We start from the raw sequence: 21,441 nt of genomic DNA on the forward strand, positions 1-21,441 counted from the left end.
AGTCTGTAAGATATCTGTAGTAAGATTGTTCATAGGGAAGTCCTCTTTTCTGTGAATTTAGTGTGGTAACTCTATTCTACAGAAGGGACTTCCTTTTTTCTATTTACACAAAATATTTTACACTCTCCGAAAAAACAATTAGGAGATTAATACTAATTCTTGATCTACATCAATTCAATCTATCTAGTCTTCGATTAGAATAGATGCATAAGAGGTAAGAAATGAAAATATTGAAATACAAAATACCTCGTTAAATTGATGTAGATCAAGATTAAAAGCTTGAATAGCTGATATACTATAGATGTCAATAAGGTAAATCGAATGAACAAATAAAAATTCAAAGGAGAATGTATCATGCAAAAAGCAAATATTCAATTAGAAACGTTAACTTGTCCATCATGTCTACAAAAGATCGAAAATGGTGTTGGTAACTTAAACGGTGTGGATAAAGACAGCTTGAAAGTGATGTTCAATGCAAGCCGTGTAAAAGTAAACTTCGACGACACTGTATCAATTGAAGACATAGAAAAAGCTATCCAAGACTTAGGTTATGGCGTAAAAAGATCGCGTGTAAAAGCCGCGTAGGTTTACTTAAAAAATCAAAAAAATAATGGAGGAATGAATCATGTCAGAAAAAACACCACAAGAAAGATTAAAAGAAGAACAAGAATATAAAGATCATGTGCATCATACGAAAATAAATGCAGCAGCCATTACAGACCATCTTTTAGGGAATATTCACACACTACATGTGAAGTTACATCAGTATCATTGGTATTTAAAGGGACCTCACTTCTTTACTTTACATGAAAAATTTGAGGAACTATATGATGATAATGAAAAATGGTTTGACCGCTTAGCTGAACAACTGCTAGTTTCAGGATATAAACCAGCTTCTACAACTAAAGAGCTTGTCGAGCATTCTATGCTATCAGAAGATCCAGCAGATAAATATATAAAAGCCGAAGAAATGGTTGACAATATCATCGATGATTTCAGAGAAACTCGTGAATTAACGATTCGTGCCATTCACTTGGCGCAAGAAGAAGAGAATGTTGTCTTTGAGGATACGCTAATTGAATTTAAAGATGACTTAGATACAATAATCTGGATGTTGCAAGCCTTTTTAGGAAAAGAAGCCCTAGAAGATGATGATTACCGCGAGGAAGAGGAAGACTAATACAATATAGATGAAAAGGAACAAGTAACTGCGAATTTACAAAGTGTAGTGAACCCAAAAAGTTGGAGTTTATTCAATTAAATATTAAGCAGACAATTGAGTGTCTTGTTTTCGGTATTCAACCGGAGATAAGCCACTCAATTTTTGTTTAATCCATTGAGATTCTTTGTGAAATAGGGTTGATGGCAATTTCAATTTTGACATTAACCCTATTTATTGTAAAACTTTAGTTAAGTGTATTGAAACATTGGTGTTTTTGATTAGGAATTATATTTGTTTAAGGAAATGAATAAACATTTTTATATGTAACTAGATCAACTCCAATATATGAATGAAACGTATCATTTTTTCTCACATACATCAGCATAAATTATTTTAAAGCAACTTCTTCTTTACTGTCTATACAAACTTTTGATTCATCCGATTAATTAGTCTCAATAGATTGATTTACTGTGGGATTATCGTCAGATATAAAACATACAATAGATGAAGAATTGGCAAACTCAACGAATCAACTCAAAGAGATGATAGCTAAGTTGTTAGACTTAGAGATTCAGGAATTAAATCTTCAAAAGATCCATGATTATTTACTGTAAAAAGAAGTGAAGTTGAGAAACAAGAAAATAGACTTAAAAAAACCAACTTTTAGTATCAAAGAAATGCAAAGAGATCACAGAGAAATACTCTGAATAGCTAGAAATAAAAAGAACAATTAAGCAAAGCTAGAAAATTACCGCTATAAAAACACACTCTTAGATTAAAAACTTTCAGTTCAATACTTAAGAGCGTACTTTTATTATAGCAGGATGAAATTATAATATGTGGCTTTCAATATGAACGTTTTGAGGCATTAAAGTGTAGTTGCCTTGAGTAGTTGAAATCAACTCTAAATGCATGTATAGGCCATTACTTAAAATTATTTTGCTGAAAGTTGTTAAAAGAATTATAGGATTAAATTATTTCTCTATGATGATTTATTAATGGTATTAAAAAGAAATGGATAATTAAGTGTATCTAAAGTATAATAAAAGTAAGAATTAAATATGACAGAGGTGATTCTGTGAAAGTGAAGAAATATTACCGTACCCAACGGGAAGTTGCAGCTGTTATTAATGAAATAGTTGATGAATATTGGGTAGATAATCTAACAGATGAAGAGTTAGAAGAAAATATAATTATGATTTATAAGAATAACCAACGCAAAATAATAAAAAATGATGATTTTACTACAATACTTAAACAACAATGCGGGAAAAATCGTTTAACCGTCGTAGCAAATATTATTAATAAAAGTTAGGATAAATATTATGAAAAATATTATTATTGAAAATAAGGGCGATGACACACTTTTGAATTTTCTAAAAGGAGTTATCGATAGAGATACGAAGTTAAAGCTTACTGTCGGTGAATTTTCGATCTATGCTTTTTATGATTTGCTAAAAGAAATCAGGCGTGCTAAAAGCTTCGAAGTTATTTTGACTGAGGATAAATTTAGTATTGATGAGGAATCACTTTCAAAAAGATATGAGATTGCCCGACAGAATCAAAGTATATCTGGGAATCAATATGAAATTACGCTAAAAAACAATATGAACTCTACCTATATAGCTAGAGTTATTAACACATTAATTCAAAATAAAGTAAATTTTAAGATTTTGAAACCTGGAAAAAACTTACCTGGTCAATTGATCTTGGAAAATGAACGATCACGAGATAAAAATGTATTTTTGCCTACTATATACAATTTTTCATCTGACGGAATAGGCACTCAACCTTCCAATAATTTGGCACCGCTAACAGCTATTACAGGTGATCAAAATATAGTGCAATCATTCTCTAATACATTTGATGTTAATTGGAACGATAATGATTCGGTAATTACACATACGGATGAAATTATAGATAGGTTGTCTAGTATATCTTCAGAGAACACTCCAGAATGGTTGTATTACGTATCCTTATACCACGTCTTTCATAATCAATTAGATGAATTAGATGAAAAGAGCACGATTAAAGAAGGTACAGGATTCAAAGAAACATCTGTCTGGAATACACTTTATGATTTTCAAAAAGACGGTGTAGTTGGCTTAATAAGTAAACTAGAAAAATATAATGGTGCTATTCTAGCAGATTCTGTTGGGTTAGGTAAAACTTTTTCTGCATTAGCTGTAATTAAATATTATGAACTCAGAAATGATAAAGTTCTAGTTTTAGCACCTAAGAGGTTAAGAGAAAACTGGACCGTCTATACACAAAATGATGTTCGTAATGTATTAGCTGATGATCGCTTTAATTATGATGTATTAAATCATACGGATTTAAGCCGATACGATGGATTTTCAGGAGATATTGATTTAAAAACAATTAATTGGGGAAACTATGATTTAGTAGTTATTGATGAGTCGCATAACTTTAGAAATAATAATCCGACTAAAGATGATCGCATGACTCGTTATGAACGACTAATGGAAGAGATTATTAAAAAAGGTGTCAATACTAAAGTGCTTATGTTATCTGCAACACCTGTTAACAATCGAATGAATGATTTGAAGAATCAAATAGCTTTTATAACGAATGATAACCCACAAGCGTTAGACGCATACGGAATAGATGATCTTGATAATGAATTAAGGTTAGCACAAGCGCGTTATAATGAATGGTCGAGTTTAGAAGAAAAACAAAGAACGACAAGCCGATTTCTTGAAATGGTTAATCCTGGGTACTTTAAAATACTAGATTTATTGACGATTGCTCGTAGTCGTAAGCATATTATCAAGTATTACAATACCAAAGAAATTGGTGAGTTTCCAAAACGATTAAAACCCATTTCTATTAAGTCTGATATCGATATCCAAAAAAAAGTTTCATCAATAAAAGAGGTTAATGATGAAATTAAATCATTAAATTTATCAATATACCAACAGATGGCTTATGTACTGCCGACTCGAAAGGCTCGTTATGAAGATCTTTATGATACCCAAACATCAAGAGGAGTATTTAGACAAGAAGATCGTGAAACAAGTTTAACTGGGCTTATTCGTGTAAATTTATTAAAACGATTAGAAAGTTCAGTTCATTCATTTACATTGACGGTTTCGAGAATGGTCACTCAAATTGAAAATATCCTTGAAGTGATTTCTAAAAGTCAAAATAATGAAATTAAATTACCATCTTTAATCAATTATGATGATGAAGAATTAGAGACAGCATTTGAAGACTATTCAGTGGGTAAAAAAAATAAAATACTTTTAGGTGACATGGATCTTCATCGCTGGAAGATGGATTTAGAAGAAGATTTAGTGAAGTTAAAACAAATTCAGCAAGGAGCAAGGTCAGTAACACCTACTAGAGATGAAAAATTAAACGATTTGCTTCGACTAATTGATAATAAAATTAAAAATCCTATTAATGAAGGAAATAAAAAAGTATTGATATTTACAGCCTTTGCGGATACCGCAAATTATCTATATGAACATGTATCAGACTATGTAAAAAATAAACATGACTTAAATGCTGCTTTGATAACAGGTGGAGGAACGAATAAGACAAATATGTCAGGCATTAAAGTAACAAATATGGAAGACATCTTAGTTAACTTCTCACCAATATCAAAGCATCGGAATAAAATTGATGCGGCTGCTTCGGAAGAGATAGATATTTTAATCGCAACTGATACAATTTCTGAAGGACAAAACTTACAAGATGCGGATTACTTAGTGAATTATGATATTCATTGGAATCCGGTACGAGTGGTTCAGCGGTTTGGACGAATTGATCGAATCGGTTCCAAAAATACTCAAATCCAATTAGTCAATTTTTGGCCGAATATGGAACTAGATGAATATATTAATCTAGAAAATCGAGTCCGTGGAAGAATGGTTCTTTCCAATGTATCTTCGACTGGTGAAGATGATGTAATTAATGAGGAAGCGGACAAAAAAGATATGAACGATATGAATTATCGTCGCAAACAAATGCAGCAACTTCAAGAACAAGTAGTAGATTTAGAAGACGTGGACGGAGCGATATCAGTAACAGACTTAACATATAATGAGTTTAAATCTGATTTGTCTGAGGCTTTAAAAAATTCTGAAAAAGAACTCGTAACTGCGCCAACCGGGATGTATGCTATCACGAATGCAGACTTACTAGAAGAGGCAGAACCAGGGATTATCCTTACGCTAAAACAGCTTTCAAATGAAGATAAAGAACCAACAGGCCTTTATCCTTACTTAGTCATTTATATGAGACAAGATGGTTCAATAAAATTAAATCATTTACATGCCAATCAAATATTAAGTATTTATAAAAAGTTAGCTAAAGGTAAGAATACTGTTTTTCAATCACTAGTTGATCAATTTAATAGTGAAACTCAAGAAGGGAAAAATATGGAAGAATATTCCTATTTGCTCACACAAGCTCTTGAAGAAATTAAAGGAAAAACAGAAGAAGTGGGGATACAATCCTTATTTGCACCTGGAGGAACACACTTTGAATCAGCAGATAATCTAAAGATAGAAGATTTTGAGTTGATTTCATTTTTAATTATAAGGGAGTAGTGATGAATGGATATTGATCAATTATTTGAAATAACAAAACTTCCAGTAAAATCAAAACAGCGATCGAATATTCCTAAAAACGCGATATATCCTCAGCTAAATACAACAGAGGATAAAGATTTGATACAGGATAGCGTTCAATCGATCTATTTAATAGCTATCTTAAACGAACAAACGACGAACTTAGCTGTTTATGAATCCGATGCTGAATATTTTAATGAAATTTTCTTTATACATGTTCATATGCGTGAGAAGGATAAGGAAGAGAAAGTATTCAATATATTAACTCGTATTTTCCCCTATCCTATAATTGTTGTCTTTAACTTTGAAGAATACTCAACTATTCATACCGGAAAATATGATAAAAGACTGATTAATGGTGTGCCTAGTGTTAAGGTTACTAAATCATATTCTTCAAAAAAGTATTCTGAACAGGAAATGAATCAACTGTTTGAACGTATCAATCTAAATCAACTTACACAAAGAAATTTTAAGGAATTATATCTATGGATACAGGAAAACATATTAGGTGATACTTTAAATTTTGTGGCACAAGAGAATAGTAAACCAGTTCTTTTATCTGCGGATGAACGAGATGAAATTAATCAATTAGAAAAAGATATTGATCGACTAAAAATAGAAATTAAAAGAGAAGAGCAAATAAACAAGATTATTCCTTTACAATATGAATTAAATAAAAAGAAAAAACAACTTGAACAGATCACTAAAAGAGGAGAATAATAAATGTCAGACTTAAAACCAATGAGTGGAGAAACTCTAGAGCTTACTAAAAAAAATATAGATAAATTGAAGGAACTTTTTCCAGAAGTCTTAACTGAAAACCAAATTGATTTTGAAAAACTACGATTAATTTTAGGTGATGAGGTCAATGACAAACCGGAAAAGTACTCCTTTACTTGGAATGGAAAAAATAATGCAATTAAAATAGCCCAACAACCTTCAACAGGTACATTAAGACCTAATAAAGAAAACTCAAAGAATTGGGATACAACTGAGAATTTATTTATAGAGGGCGATAATTTAGAGGCTTTAAAACTGCTCCAGAAATTTTACGCTGGAAAAGTTAAAATTATTTATATTGATCCGCCTTACAATACTGGAAAAGATTTTGTTTATAAAGATGACTTTAAAGATAATTTACAAAATTATTTTAAACAAACCGGTCAAGTTGATGATGATGGTAATAAACTAGCAACAAATACTGAATCATCTGGAAGGTTTCATACGGATTGGTTGAATATGATGTATCCACGATTAATTTTAATGAAAAATTTATTAACTGATGATGGTGTTATATATATAAGTATTGACGAAAATGAATCTGATAATTTACGTAAAATACTGGATGAAATATTTGGGGAAGATAACCGATTATCCACTCAGTATATACAGGTTAGATACTCTAATAAATCTTTAAATGAAAAGAATGATTGGCAACCTGTAGTGGAACAAGTTTATATTTATGCAAAAAACAAAAAAAATTTTACTGCTAAAAAACCAGAACAAGAGTATTCTTACGATAAATTTATATATGAAATCGAAGAATTGACAGAGGGAGTCCATACAAATTTAGGTGGAAAAGATACAATAATATTTCCAAAAAATGAATGGAAAATTAAAAAGCATAAAAAAGGTAGTGAAAAATTACTTAAAGAGACTTGGGCAAGTGGCTCAGTTATATCTGGGAATTCTAGTGGAAAATTTTCAAATAGTTATATTACTCCAAGAGCTGAAAAAAATAATGAGTATGGCTATTTATACAAAGTTGAAGGAATAGGAGAAGATGGGTTAGGATATAGATATTTTACAGGCCCATCTAAACCTGGTAACATCAGAGGAAAATTTTTCTCAGGGGTCCCAACAGATAGACTTGAAGAGGCCGAAGAAGGGACATCAATCAAGTACAGTCCAATCCCAAATTATTATGATTTTAGTGGAGACTTTGGCAACATAAGGCATGAGGGAGAAGTTGCATTTAATGATGGGAAAAAACCAGTACGTTTATTAGAACAGTTATTTAACTATACTCATACAGAAGATGCAATTATTTTAGATGCTTTCGCTGGTTCATCATCTACTGCTCATACGGTTATGAATATGAATTCTAAGGATAATATGAATCGTAAGTTTATTATGATCCAGTTACCAGAAGTTGCAGAAGATAATAGTGATGCTAAAAATGCTGGATATGATACTATAGCAGAATTAGGAATTGATAGAATCAAAAAATCTGGAGAAAAAATACTGGAAAATAGTAAATATAATATTGATGTGGGCTTCAAAAATTTAAAGTTGGATAATTCAAATATACAAAAATGGAACATTGATTCTGAAAATATCGAAGAATCATTGTTTTCAATGGAAAATAACTTTGTTGAGGGACGCTCTCATACAGACATCGTTTATGAAATACTTCTTAAGCTAGGATTGAATTTGAATATACATTTCGCAGAGAGTACAGTTGGGGGTTCTACTGTATACGACGTGGCATTCGGAAATGTTTATATAGTCTTAGGTGAGAATATCACTCAAGAAGTGGCTAAGTATATTGCTAATAAACAAAAAGAATATGAAAATGAAAATCCTTCAGTTGTCTTTAATGATAACGGATTTAAGAATGACAACGAAAAATTGAATTCTATTGAAATACTTAAAAATAATGGATTTAATGAAGAACAGTTAATGAGTATTTAAAGGAGAGAACATTAGTGAGAATTAAATTCGATCAACTCGATTATCAAGATGAAGCTGTTAATTCTGCAGTAAATACTCTTGAAGGACAACAAATCCGGAAATCAGAATTCACAATTGTAGAAAGTGGCCCTATGTCTATAGGTGATACACAGACTACTTTAATACCCGAAAATCAAACTGAATTATTTGGAGAAACTCAGTCTATTGGAGTAGGAAATCGTATCATTATCGATGATGAACGTTTATTACAAAACATAAACAAGGTCCAAATAAAAAATGGAATAGCTCCATCAGAAGAATTGTATGGAAATAATAATGCTTTCCCTCAATTCAATATTGAAATGGAAACAGGTACTGGTAAAACTTTCGTTTATTTGAAGTCTATCTTAAAAATGCATCAAAAGTATGGCTTCACTAAGTTTGCAATTATTGTACCATCTATAGCAATTAAAGCCGGTACAATAAAAAACTTAGAAATGACAAAAGAGTTTTTTAAACGTGAGTTTAATGGCGTAATTTATAATTATTTTGAGTATGACAGTAATAACTTAGGAAGAGTTCGAGAATATTCACAATCATCAAATATCGATATTATGGTTATTAATATTCAAGCATTTCGTTCTGAAGCAGGATCTAAAACAGATAATAAAGGTAATAGAAATATAATTTATCGTGAAAGTGATCAAATTGGAGGAAATCGACCGATTGATTTAATTTCTTCCACAAATCCAATAATAATTATTGATGAACCGCAATCTGTAGATAACACGCCATTATCTAAACAAGCCATTAATAATTTAAGACCTTCTTTAGGATTTAGATATAGTGCCACACATAGAGATACTTCATATCCGACACTTTATCGTTTAGGAGCCGTTGAAGCTTATGATCAAGAATTAGTTAAACAAATTGAAGTAGCGAGTGTAACTGCAGATGATGATGGTAATGAAGCGTATATGCGCCTAATTTCAGTGGACCATAAAAAGAATATCACAGCTAAAATGGAAGTATATCAAGAAACCAAAGGCAAAATTAGCAAAAAAATACTAACTTTCCGTAAAGGCGATGATATGCAGAAGAAAACTAGGCTCCCTGCTTATCAAAAAATAGGATTTATTAATGATATAGATGCAACGCCTGGGCAAGAAGCGGTCTACTTTTCTGGAGAACCAAGCTATATAACTTTAAATGCTGCTATTCAAGAAGACTTAGACATCAAACGTATTCAGATACATAATACGATTAAAGCTCATCTAGATAAAGAATTGCTATTAAATCCTAAAGGAATTAAAGTGCTGAGTTTATTTTTTATTGATCAAGTAGATAAATACAGACAGTATGATGAGGACGGAAATGAATTGCTTGGTGAATATGCACAGATATTTGAAGATGAATATAATAAATTAATTGCACAACCACGTTATCGTTCACTTCACCAAACAAATGTTGGAACCAATGAAGTCCATGATGGTTATTTTTCAGTGGATAATAAAAATCGTGTAAAAGATACGCGCGGGGGAACCATTGCCGACGAAACAACCTATGAAATTATTATGAAAGATAAAGAAGGCCTATTGACTTTTTATGACGAAGAGAGAGGGAATATTAGTCGAGCAAATAAAATACGGTTTATTTTCTCTCATTCTGCTTTAAAAGAAGGTTGGGATAACCCGAATGTATTCCAAATTGCAACACTAGTAGAAACTCAAGATACAATCACAAAGAGACAAAAAATTGGACGTGGTTTACGAATAGCTGTAGATCAAAAAGGCGAACGTACATCAGGTTTCGATATAAATACTTTAACAGTGATGGCAAATGAAAGTTATGAAGAGTTTGCAGATAGCCTACAATCCGAATATGAAGAAGACGGAATCCGTTTTGGTATTTTTGAAGAGGAAACTTTTGCGACTATTATTGTTGAAAAAGATAATTTGACTGAAGATATTAAAGTGTTTGGGAAGACTAAATCCAAAAAATTAGTTAAAGAATTGAAAGAAAATGATTATGTGAACTCTAATAATCGGGCAACGGATAAATTAAGACAAGCCATTAAAGATGAAGAGCTTATTTTATCAGAAGAATTTGCACCTTATGAAAAACAAATTATAGAGATAGCAAATACAAAAATTAAAGATCTTAACATTAAAGATGCTTCTAAGAAAACAGATATTACACTAAACGAAAATGCATTAAAATCACAAGAATTTGAAGAATTATGGAATCGTATAAAGTACAAGACGAACTATAAAGTTCATATTGATACAGACCAGTTAATTCAAAATATTATACATGGTACGAATGAATTTGAAGGTATGATTGATATTGAGGTTAGAGGTCGTAGCTATCAATATACAAGTGGTAAGTTAGATATTTCTGATGCTGGGTTTAGAGTTGATGATAAAACGATTACCACAGATTCTGGGTATCTAAGAAGTAGTAACTATGTTTTACCTGACATAATTACGCACTTACAAAATGAAACGAAAATAACACGAAAATCAATTGTGGAAATTTTAACTCAATCGGGTAATTTAGGTAAATTTAAACAAAATCCAATCAGTTATATGATGCAAGCAGCCAAAATTATAAATCAACATAAAGAAAATATGATTGTTGATAATATTGAATATTATAAAACTGGTGAAGAATTTAACGATCTTATCTTTAGAGATACGAGCCAAGGTTCTACTTACGTAGATGAAAGTTCCACTGATTATAAAGTTATAAACAACTCAGATAAAACTATTGTTGATTTTATTCGAACAGATTCTAATGTTGAACGAGATTTTGCTCAAGAATTGGATCAAAGTCGTAGTATTAAGTTTTATGTTAAACTACCAGACAAATTCACAATTGATACACCAATAGGCGGATATAACCCAGATTGGGCGATTGTAAAAGAGGTCGATGGTGAAAATAGAATTTATTTTATTGCTGAGACTAAAGGATCAACGAATCGAATGTCATTAAGAGTAACCGAAAGACAAAAAATTAATGCCGGTGAAAAACACTTTGATTCACTTCAGACAGGAATTGATTATGAGGTTGTTACAAAATTAGATGATTTACATTAATATGTTCATAAATAGCAACTCTTCAATAAAGGAGGGTTGCTATATGTTCTCATTAGGTTTATATAAGTAGATTGGATTTTAACAGAATCGGTTGTAAGCGTAATCAATTTGTGCTGTAGTATTAAGTACCTTGTTAATAACAATCTATCGAATTTAGAGAGGTGTTTGTAGTGAAATTAATTGAAGTAAAAATAAAAAACTTTAGAGGTTATAAAGAAGAGACAAAATTAGAATTGAATAATTTAACAGCCTTATTAGGAAAAAATGATGTAGGTAAATCTACGATTATGGAAGCATTAGAAATTTTTTTTAACAATAAAACAGTTATAATTGAGAAAGAAGATTTATCAATTAATCATGATGAGAACAACAGAGATATTGAAATAACATGCGTTTTTGATAATTTGCCTTCTAGTTTATCTATAGATACATCATCTACAACTACATTAGAGAGAGAATTTTTGTTGAATAGTGATGGATTATTAGAAATTAAAAAGAAATTCAGTGCTACTACTCAGAAACCTAAGCCAAATACAAAGATTGTATGCCAACATCCAATTAATCAAAATTATAATGACTTGTTAAGTCTCAAAAGAACAGAATTAAAGAAACGGGCAGAATATTTAAATATAGACAAAAATATATATGATGCAAGAAATAATGTGAGTATGAGAGATGCAATCTATAATGATTGCACGAATATCGAGTTAATTAGAAATGAAATTGAAGTAGATATTGCTGATGGCAAAAAAATATTTACTTCAATAGAAACTTATTTACCAGCATTTGCATTATTTCAAGCTGATAGAAATAGTTTGGACACTGATGTAGAAGTAACTGATCCTATGAAAATTGCAGTTCAACAAGCTTTAAGTACAGTAGAGAATGAAATAAATATTATTAAAACTATAGTACAAGAAAGAGCCCTAGATACAGCAAGAAGAACGTTGGATAAGCTACAAGAAATGGATGAAACACTGGCTGCTACTTTAGAACCTGAATTTAAAACAGAGCCCAAATTTGATTCTCTTTTTAAGTTAGCTATAAATTCAGATGATGGCATATCTCTGAATAAAAGAGGTAGCGGAGTAAGAAGGCTCATATTAATGAATTTTTTTAGAGCAGAAGCTGAAAGAAGATTAAATGATAATGAGAGAAATACAAATATCATATATGCAATTGAGGAACCAGAAACTGCACTTCATCCAAGTCAACAAAAAATGCTTATAGCTTCTTTAAAAAAATTGTCTGAAAAAAAAGATTGTCAGATTCTCGTTACCACACATAATCCTGCATTAGCAGAATTAATAGAATTGGAAAGTTTAAGACTTATAAAGAAAGAAGACTTAATCGTTTCAATTAAAGGGGGGGATAGTAATATTTATGATGAAATCACTAAAGAGTTAGGAATTTTTCCTGAACCTATTTACGAGAATGTGCGAGGAGTAATTCTTGTTGAAGGGAAAGATGATATTAAGTTTTTAGAACATTTATCAAATGTTCTAAAAGAAGAAAAAATATGTGAAGAAAACTTTAATGATAGGAAAATTTCTATTATTCCTACAGGTGGTTGTAACAACTTGAAATTTTGGGTTCAAACTAAAATAATCGAAGAATTTAACATCCCGTGGGCCGTATTTTTAGATTCTGATAAAAAAGAAGAAACAATGCACACAGATAATGTTCGCACTATAAATCTTTATAAAAAATCCGGTCATATAGCAATTTGTACTAGGAAAAGGGAAATAGAGAATTACTTTAGTCCTGAATTATTTAACCACGAAATTACAATCCAAGATTTTAACGATGCAAAACAGGAAATTAAAGATTTTAAAAGAAGTAAAAGTATAAGAGATAAAGGTAGTCCAATCCAGTTGTACTGGCCACAGATGGAGCTTAAACATATTGAGGTTTCGGGTAATTACATAAATGAAATTGGAGAAGAGTCTAATGAATTATACGAAATCAATGAAGCACTATTGAATATAGTAGAGTAATTATCATTAATAGTTTCTTTACATATGTCATGTTAATATTTAGTATCAAATTTAAGGGGTACACCAACCAATTAATTTACATAAAACATAGGCGTATGCGTGAGGATTTAGTACAAACCATTACCAAAACCATTACTATATGACTCAAAACATTGATGTGAAGGGGCTCAGATGAGCCCCCTCATCTCCATCTTGATTTTCCCGATAATACTGAAAACAAATATTTTTAACACAAGATTGTAGAAAGAGTAAAACACTTCATAGTCTTGTGTTTTTTATACCCCAAGAAACAAAAAAGAGATGCAATTTTTTTTGCATCTCTTTTAGTCATATAATTAATTAAACACTCCAAAGATATCTCGCATGAAGTTAGTAATCGCGTTGTCACGGTTGTTTTCAATTGGGGTACTATCTTCTGTCGTTGTATCTTCTTGGGCTGCTTCTTCCACTAATTCCTCAGCAGGCTCTTGTGCTTTGAGGTTAGTAGGTAGGTCAAGGTCGATCACCTCTGGATGATCTAATAAGCCGTCTAACAGGATTTCGATCTCCCAGTATGAGCTCATACCTTCACCAAAAGTTCCCATCGCTACCGCAATAAAGTCACGGTCTGCTTGATTACCTGTTGCCACAAAGTTCAATCCAGCAGCATCAGTGAAACCAGACTTCAAGCCAGTAATACCAGAACGACCATAAGTGCCACCTTCAAGTAATTGGTTTGGATTGAATAAAATTTGTTCCTCGTCTGTACCTTCCATATAGGTATATTCGCGGGTTGTTGTAATATCTAAGATTTGTGGATATTCTTCAATCGTATGTTGGGCCACTAAGGCCATATCTGCTGCGGACATCGTATTCTCGCTCATCTCATTCGAACCAGGCATCCACCATGATTCTGGAACTTCAATGTTTGGAGCACCTGAAGTTGAGTACATCTGAGCATTTGTTATTCCCCACTCAGTTAACTGATCTTGCATCGCTTGTACAGCAGCTTGTTCGCTACCATAGATCTCCCACATTAAAGCAGAAGTCGCATCATTGGCAGATTGTAACATGACGGCATACATTAAATCCTCAACGGGGTAAGTAATCCCTTCTACCAACCAGACGTTTGATAATTCTACATTAGATGAGATATCTTCCACTATTTCTGTTGGAATCTCGATCTCTTGGTCAAGTTTCAAAGTACCTTCATCTAAGGCTTGATAGATTAAGTACATTGATAATACTTTCGTCATTGAAGCAATAGGGTAAGGAACATTCCCTTCACGATTGGCAAGAATTTTGTTTGTTGCCTGATCAATCATGACATACGAACGAGCGTCCATATTACTATCGTACCATTCTTGCAATTCACTAGGGTAATCTTCTGGCAGTTCAATTGGTTCTGAAGGTTCTAACAATACATTGTTAGAGTTAAAGATAGGTGTTTTACTTACAGCTTGGGCTGTAGTTGGATATAGATTGGCATAACACATGCTTGTTAAAGAAAGCACGGTAAGCCACTTTATTGTTCGTTTATTGAACAAAGTGATGACCTCCTCAAATTTAATACCAATTAATTATAGCGAACTATTTACGCATTTCAAATAGCCTTGGAATATTTTTACTTTATTACATATCTTTTCACACAAAATTCAAACTTTGTTTATGCATTTTCTTGAATTTGTATTATTAAAAAGTAATAAAGTAGACTATAATGTAAATAATCACATTGAGGGGGATGAGAAATGAAATCGGCTTGGAAAAAATATATTCGGCCTAATTTGTTTTATATTGTTTCTATTGCCATATTACTACCTATTTATCTTCACGCTGTTGTACTATTGCTTGCGATTACCTACTTAATATGGCAGAAACGTAGCTTAACAATGCGAACGTTTATTAAAAACAAATGGTTGAGCATATTTATACTTTATGTTCTAATCGTTTCATTAATTAATCGAAACTACATCGGTGTTTTAATCACCTTAGTCTTTTTCTTATTTGTGATTTACTTTAGTAGTTACTTGAAGTGGATCACAGTAGAAAGATACTTGAAGACGTTGAATATATTCGTACTGGGAAGTATTCCTGTCGCTATCTATGCACTCCTTGTCTATGTCTCTTATGTATTCCGTGAAGGTTACACTTTACTCTATGTATTCCAATATGCGAATGTTCAGACGAGGGCAGAGTCGACCTTCTTTAATCCGAATTATTACGGCTTATACTGTATCTTTGCGATTAATATTGGTATGTATCTACTATTAAAGAGTGATTATGCTAAGAGATTTAAAGCCTACTATTATTTTTCATTTGTCCTGAATATCATGAGTATCTTACTAACGGCTTCGCGGATGGTGCTCCCTACAGTCGCGGTGGCGATTGTTTGGTTTGTCTTTTGGACGAAGCGGTCATATGTATGGTATATGTTGGGACTGGCAGCAGTTGGAGGGATTGCTTTATTCGTTAATCCAGACTTAATCCCTAGGTTTAGCTCGATTGCTTACGCCTTTCAGGATCGGTTTGCGCTATGGGATGTTGGTTGGCAGATTTTTATGAGTAATCCGCTGTTTGGTCGTGGGGCCATGAGTTATATGAATTTATATTACTTATATACTGACAAAGCAGATATGCATGCACATCAGTTAGGGATTAATACCTTAGCTGATTACGGTGTGATTGGGGTCATTATCTTAGGCTTTATGATGAAAGATTACTTAAAGTCTATAGTCAGATTAGCGAAGCAGATGGAGTACCGTAAGGAATTTGCTTTAATTTCAACGATGCTCGTGACTGTGATCGTCCATGGAATAATGGATGTATCAATCCTTTGGACACAAACGGGGTACATTTTCCTAGCAGTTGTCTTGCCAATACAACAATTAACAGAAAAAACAAAATAAATTTAAAAAAACATTGCACTTCGATAATCTATGTGGTACTATGTGTTAGTTGAGAAAACAAGTAGAAACGAGCCGTTTCTCGCCAAAGTGAATTTGGCAAATACATAGTCTGCCACTAGGAGTGGTGTGTCTATATTTAACGGCGAGTTTATATTTATTTTATAAACTTGCTTTTTTTATTGTTACTTGTTTCTCAAAATACATGGAGGTGGAGATCATAAAAGAATTACCTATCAATGATGGCATTCGTGCACGTGAGGTACGTGTTATTGGAGATCAAGGCGAACAGATTGGCGTTAAGTCTCTTCAGGATGCTCTTACTATTGCCGAGTCGTTTGAATTAGATTTAGTGCTTGTGTCTCCTAACGCAAAACCCCCTGTCGCTCGAATCATGGATTACGGTAAATATCGTTATGAGCAACAGAAGAAAGAGAAAGAGCAACGTAAGAATCAAAAAACTGTCAGCTTAAAAGAAATTCGTTTAAGCCCAGGGATTGAAGACCATGACTACCAAACAAAATTACGTCAAGCAATTAAATTCCTTGAAAAAGGAGACAAAGTTAAAGTTTCAATTCGTTTCCGCGGCCGTGCAATTACACATAAAGACTTAGGACGCGACGTTATCATGGATTTCCTTGATGACGCGAATGCAGTGTCAACTGTTGAAACAAAACCTAAGATGGATGGGCGTAGTATGTTCGCAATTCTTGCTCCAATAAGTAGCGAAGAATAGAACATTATTATTTAAAACATAGGAGGATTTATCATGCCAAAACAAAAAACACATCGTGGATTAGCAAAGCGTGTTAAAAAGACAGGTTCAGGGAAATTAAAACGCTCTAGAGCCTTTACTTCTCACCGTTTCCACGGTAAAACTAAGAAACAACGTCGTCAATTACGTAAAGCAGCGTTAGTATCTAGTTCAGATTTCAAACGCATCAAACAACAAATTTCACAACTATAATATCAACGAACTAAAAGGAGGAATTCACAATGGCACGTGTTAAAGGTGGATACGTTACTCGTCAACGTCGTAAACGTACAATTAAATTAGCAAAAGGTTATTACGGAGCAAAAAGTATTTCATTCAAGATGGCTAAACAACAAGTCATGAAATCTCATACTTACGCTTACCGTGACCGTCGTCAGAAAAAACGCAACTTCCGTCGTTTATGGATTACGCGTATTAACGCAGCAGCTCGTATGAACGGAATGAGCTATAGTGTATTAATGAATGGTCTAAAAAAAGCAGGTATCGAAATGAACCGTAAAATGTTAGCTGACTTAGCAGTTAACGATGAAGCAGCTTTCTCAGCTTTAGTAGAGCAAGCAAAAGCAGCTTTAGCTTAATCTAAGATTTGAGTCTCAGTAATGAGACTCCTTTTTTATTGTTAAAAATACCAAAAAAAATGAAATATTACATCTGTATTTGTTGCCATAATAAATACGGATGTTTAAGATAGAACTTAGACAAAGGAGGAATCATATGAATTATATTTGGCGTTATATTAAGAATTATCCCGGACTGCTTGCATTAGATGTGTTCGGAAGCCTTTTTTTTGTATTAGTAAACTTAGGCTTACCTACAGTGCTATCAATTATGATTGACCAAGCAATTATTCCAGGGGATCAAAGTTTATTATTTACTCTAGCCATGGTGATGTTAGGGATTATTATATTGGGTGCACTTGGACGTATTCTATTATCCTATGCCTCAAGTAAATTAACCAATATCATGATCCGAGATATGCGTAATGACATCTTCGATTATACGCAAAAGTTCTCACATGAAGAATTTGAAAAGATTGGTGTTCCATCTTTAGTAACGCGTGTAACAAACGATGCATTCGTGTTAATGCAGTTCGCTGAGATGTCACTGCGTTTAGGTGTGAATACACCGTTAATGTTCTTCGGAAGTATTGTGATGATCATTATAACCAGTCCGTCATTGGCTTGGATTGTAGCTGCGTCAATGCCGTTTCTGTTAGTTGCGATTTATGTCATTGCTAAGAAATCTAGACCGTTATCTGAAGCTCAACAAACGTCTCTAGATACAATTAACCAATATGCGAGAGAGAATTTAACAGGACTACGTGTGATTCGTTCTTTTGCTCGTGAGGAGTATCAAGAAAATCGTTTCAATAAAGAAAGTCGTCATTATTCAAATATCGCCACGCGTTTATTCAAATTAATGGCAGCAGCAAACCCAATCTTCATGCATATCCTCGTTTGGATGATTGTTCTTATTATGGGACTATCGCTACAACCTTTAGCAGTTGGAGAATTACAAGTAGGTAACTTGGTTGCTTTTGTGGAATATGCCTTTCACGCTTTATTTTCAGTGATGATGTTCTCACAATTATTCATTATGTATCCAAGAATGAATGTTTCTTCGAATCGTTTACAGGAAATAATGAATACCGAGATTTCGATCTCTGTGAATGAAGATGGTATAACCCAAACTGAAACACATGGTTACGTAACTTTTGATAATGTGACATTCGCTTATCCAGGAGAAACTGAGAATCCAGTCCTTCATAATATTAGTTTTGAAGCGAAACCTGGAGAAATGGTTGCCTTTATCGGAAGTACCGGAAGTGGTAAGTCGACTTTAGTTCAACTTATTCCGCGTTTCTTCGATGTTACTTTAGGACGTATCATAATCGATGGTGTGGATGTACGTGATTATAACTTAAAAGCTTTACGTCAAAAGATTGGTTTCATTCCTCAGAAAGCATTGTTATTCACTGGAACGATTGGAGAAAACTTACGTTACGGGAAATACAATGCAACGGAAAACGAATTAGAACGTGCCAGTGATGTGGCGCAAGCAAGTGACTTTATCCATAAGACTCAAGAACGTTACCACTCATTCTTAGCTGAAGGTGGAACAAACTTATCTGGTGGACAAAAGCAACGACTATCGATTGCGCGTGCAGTTGTGAAACAGCCCGATGTATATATCTTTGATGATAGTTTTTCTGCACTGGATTATAAGACCGATGCGGAATTACGTCGTCGCTTGAAAGAAGTGACAACAAATTCAACGGTATTAGTCGTTGCTCAACGTGTGAGCTCAATTATGAATGCTGATCAAATCATCGTTTTAAACGAAGGTGAGATTGTCGGACGCGGAACGCATGAAGAATTAATGGTTGAGAATGAGATTTACCGTGATATTGCAAATTCACAAATGAAAAATCCAACTATAGAAGAGTAAAGGAGTGAGCTAGATGAAAGAAATAAAAACATTTGGAAACTTATGGAAATACTTAAAAACATATAATAAACAACTAATCCTAGCCCTCGTACTCTTAATCATTAACGTTTTAATGACAGTGGTTGAGCCGTTCGTATTAGGATTAGCTATTACGGAAATTACTCAAAACGTCGTGGATATCGCCCGTGGAGCTGAAGGAGCGGCAATCAATTATGAATACATTATTACCATTCTAATTGTTTATGTCATTCGTGGATTTATTGTTCAAGGGACAAATTATGGATCGAACGTCTACATTACAATTGCGGTTCAGAACATGACCCGTGATTTACGTGATGATATCATCCGTAAGATTCACCGTCTCCCCGTGGCTTATTTTGACCGTAACCAATTTGGAGATATCTTAGGACGTATTACTAGTGACGTTGAGACAGTTTCCAACTCACTGCAACAAGGAATAATTCAAGTGACAACAGCATTCTTTTCGATTATCTTTGTCACGATCATGATGCTGACTTTGAATTGGCAATTAGCGCTCATTGTCTTTATTAGTATGCCGATATCTTACTTTGTTGCTCAAAGTGTAGTGAAGATTTCTCAACAACACTTCAAGAAACAAGCGGATGTCTTAGGTAGAATGAACGGTTTCGTTCAAGAGAACTTTACTGGGTTTAATATTATTCGTTTATATGGGCGTGAAGATAGTTCTGTAGAGGAGTTCCGTACGATTACGGGAGAGTTAGCAGATGTCGGCTTTAAAGCAAGCTTTTTATCAAGTTTAATGATGCCCTTAGTATCCGTCGTATCTCACTTAGCTTACTTAGTTGTTGCGGTGGTCGGTGGTATGTTCACGATGGCAGGACGCTTAACGGTTGGTAACTTACAGGCCTTTACTCAATATGTATGGCAAATTAACCAACCGATTCAAATGGTGACTCAAATTACTGGGTTATTACAAGCGGCTGTTGCTGCAACGCAACGTATTTGGGAAGTATTAGACCAAGAAGAAGAATTGAACGAAGTAACGGAAGAAATACCTTCACCTGTGACAGGGCAAGTGACTTTCGATGATGTTTCTTTCCAATACACTCCAACAAAACCATTAATTAGAGATTTCTCTGTAAAGGTTAAACCGGGTGAAACGATTGCGATTGTTGGTCCAACAGGTGCAGGTAAGACAACGATGATTAACTTACTGATGCGCTTTTATGATGTGGATAAAGGGTCGATTAGATTGGACGGCGTAGACAACCGAGCCGTTTCAAGACAAAAATATCGCGAGCAATTCGGGATGGTATTACAAGATGCTTGGTTGTTCGAAGGAACGATTAAAGAAAATTTACGTTTCGGTAATTTAGATGCGACAGACGAGCAAATTGTTGAAGCTGCCAAAGCGGCTAACGTGGATCATTTTATCCGTACGTTACCAGGTGGTTATGAGAATCGTATGAACCAAGAGTCGAGTAACATTTCTCTCGGTCAAAAACAATTACTAACGATTGCACGTGCTTTATTATCTGATCCTAAAATCTTGATTCTAGACGAGGCGACAAGTTCGGTGGATACTCGACTAGAGCAGTTGATTCAAAAAGCGATGGAACGCTTGATGGAAGGGCGTACGAGTTTCGTTATTGCCCACCGCCTTTCAACCATCCAAGATGCCGATCGTATCTTAGTGATGAAAGATGGTCAAATCATTGAACATGGTAACCATGAGCAATTATTAGAACAAAAAGGCTTCTACTATGACTTATATCAAAGCCAATTTAATACTTAATATATAAAGATTGAATGCAACCTTTCATTTA

Annotated in this window: 16 protein-coding genes; 15 read left to right on the forward strand and 1 reads right to left on the reverse strand. The window is 33.3% G+C overall.

Features of this window, described 5'->3' with window-relative positions; all coding sequences use genetic code 11:
• The first annotated feature begins 354 nt into the window (after positions 1 to 354).
• From ACEN4N_RS02320 to ACEN4N_RS02360, 9 genes are all read left to right on the forward strand, one after another.
• Positions 355 to 585, forward strand: coding sequence for a heavy-metal-associated domain-containing protein (locus ACEN4N_RS02320; RefSeq protein ID WP_062470281.1), 231 nt, complete (start codon positions 355 to 357; stop codon positions 583 to 585).
• A 40-nt stretch (positions 586 to 625) separates the two neighbouring features.
• Entirely contained in the window at positions 626 to 1,180 is a 555-nt protein-coding gene (locus ACEN4N_RS02325) for a Dps family protein (protein WP_407090961.1), read from the forward strand.
• Positions 1,181 to 1,632: 452 nt separating this feature from the next.
• Positions 1,633 to 1,776 carry a hypothetical protein gene (locus ACEN4N_RS02330; RefSeq protein WP_407090960.1) on the forward strand — a complete coding sequence of 48 codons (144 nt, stop codon included), beginning with the start codon at positions 1,633 to 1,635 and terminating at the stop codon, positions 1,774 to 1,776.
• A gap of 470 nt (positions 1,777 to 2,246) precedes the next feature.
• Complete coding sequence (locus ACEN4N_RS02335) at positions 2,247 to 2,477, forward strand: TIGR04540 family protein (protein ID WP_407093590.1); 231 nt, start codon at positions 2,247 to 2,249, stop codon at positions 2,475 to 2,477.
• Positions 2,478 to 2,487: 10 nt separating this feature from the next.
• Positions 2,488 to 5,739, forward strand: a complete 3,252-nt coding sequence (locus ACEN4N_RS02340; protein ID WP_407093591.1) for a helicase-related protein — start codon at positions 2,488 to 2,490, stop codon at positions 5,737 to 5,739.
• A 6-nt stretch (positions 5,740 to 5,745) separates the two neighbouring features.
• Positions 5,746 to 6,480, forward strand: coding sequence for a DUF4391 domain-containing protein (locus ACEN4N_RS02345; protein ID WP_407089263.1), 735 nt, complete (start codon positions 5,746 to 5,748; stop codon positions 6,478 to 6,480).
• A 3-nt stretch (positions 6,481 to 6,483) separates the two neighbouring features.
• A complete protein-coding gene (locus tag ACEN4N_RS02350) occupies positions 6,484 to 8,454 on the forward strand; it encodes a site-specific DNA-methyltransferase (RefSeq protein ID WP_407089262.1) in 1,971 nt (656 codons plus the stop codon).
• 14 nt (positions 8,455 to 8,468) lie between these two features.
• Entirely contained in the window at positions 8,469 to 11,531 is a 3,063-nt protein-coding gene (locus ACEN4N_RS02355) for a DEAD/DEAH box helicase family protein (protein WP_407089261.1), read from the forward strand.
• A 170-nt stretch (positions 11,532 to 11,701) separates the two neighbouring features.
• Positions 11,702 to 13,528 (forward strand): AAA family ATPase, encoded by a 1,827-nt coding sequence (locus ACEN4N_RS02360; protein ID WP_407089260.1) that lies wholly within the window; start codon positions 11,702 to 11,704, stop codon positions 13,526 to 13,528.
• A gap of 335 nt (positions 13,529 to 13,863) precedes the next feature.
• Here the strand turns inward: ACEN4N_RS02360 and ACEN4N_RS02365 are convergent, their stop codons facing one another.
• Complete coding sequence (locus ACEN4N_RS02365; protein ID WP_407089259.1) at positions 13,864 to 15,054, reverse strand: D-alanyl-D-alanine carboxypeptidase family protein; 1,191 nt, start codon at positions 15,052 to 15,054, stop codon at positions 13,864 to 13,866.
• A 201-nt stretch (positions 15,055 to 15,255) separates the two neighbouring features.
• Between ACEN4N_RS02365 and ACEN4N_RS02370 the strand changes: the two genes are divergently transcribed.
• The 6 genes from ACEN4N_RS02370 (at position 15,256) to ACEN4N_RS02395 (ending at position 21,410) form a co-directional block, all read left to right on the forward strand.
• A complete protein-coding gene (locus ACEN4N_RS02370; RefSeq protein ID WP_407089258.1) occupies positions 15,256 to 16,413 on the forward strand; it encodes an O-antigen ligase family protein in 1,158 nt (385 codons plus the stop codon).
• A 202-nt stretch (positions 16,414 to 16,615) separates the two neighbouring features.
• Positions 16,616 to 17,146, forward strand: coding sequence for a translation initiation factor IF-3 (infC, locus tag ACEN4N_RS02375; protein ID WP_138404854.1), 531 nt, complete (start codon positions 16,616 to 16,618; stop codon positions 17,144 to 17,146).
• A gap of 33 nt (positions 17,147 to 17,179) precedes the next feature.
• Entirely contained in the window at positions 17,180 to 17,377 is a 198-nt protein-coding gene (gene rpmI / locus ACEN4N_RS02380; RefSeq protein ID WP_138404822.1) for a 50S ribosomal protein L35, read from the forward strand.
• 29 nt (positions 17,378 to 17,406) lie between these two features.
• Complete coding sequence (rplT, locus tag ACEN4N_RS02385; protein WP_138404823.1) at positions 17,407 to 17,763, forward strand: 50S ribosomal protein L20; 357 nt, start codon at positions 17,407 to 17,409, stop codon at positions 17,761 to 17,763.
• Between the two features lie 136 nt (positions 17,764 to 17,899).
• A complete protein-coding gene (locus tag ACEN4N_RS02390; RefSeq protein ID WP_407089257.1) occupies positions 17,900 to 19,633 on the forward strand; it encodes an ABC transporter ATP-binding protein in 1,734 nt (577 codons plus the stop codon).
• A gap of 13 nt (positions 19,634 to 19,646) precedes the next feature.
• The gene (locus tag ACEN4N_RS02395; RefSeq protein WP_407089256.1) at positions 19,647 to 21,410 is read left to right on the forward strand and encodes an ABC transporter ATP-binding protein; all 1,764 of its coding nucleotides are present in this window, start codon (positions 19,647 to 19,649) and stop codon (positions 21,408 to 21,410) included.
• The last annotated feature ends 31 nt before the right edge of the window (positions 21,411 to 21,441 follow it).

The organism is Ruoffia sp. FAM 20857 (assembly GCF_045528645.1).
Classification (GTDB): domain Bacteria; phylum Bacillota; class Bacilli; order Lactobacillales; family Aerococcaceae; genus Ruoffia; species Ruoffia halotolerans.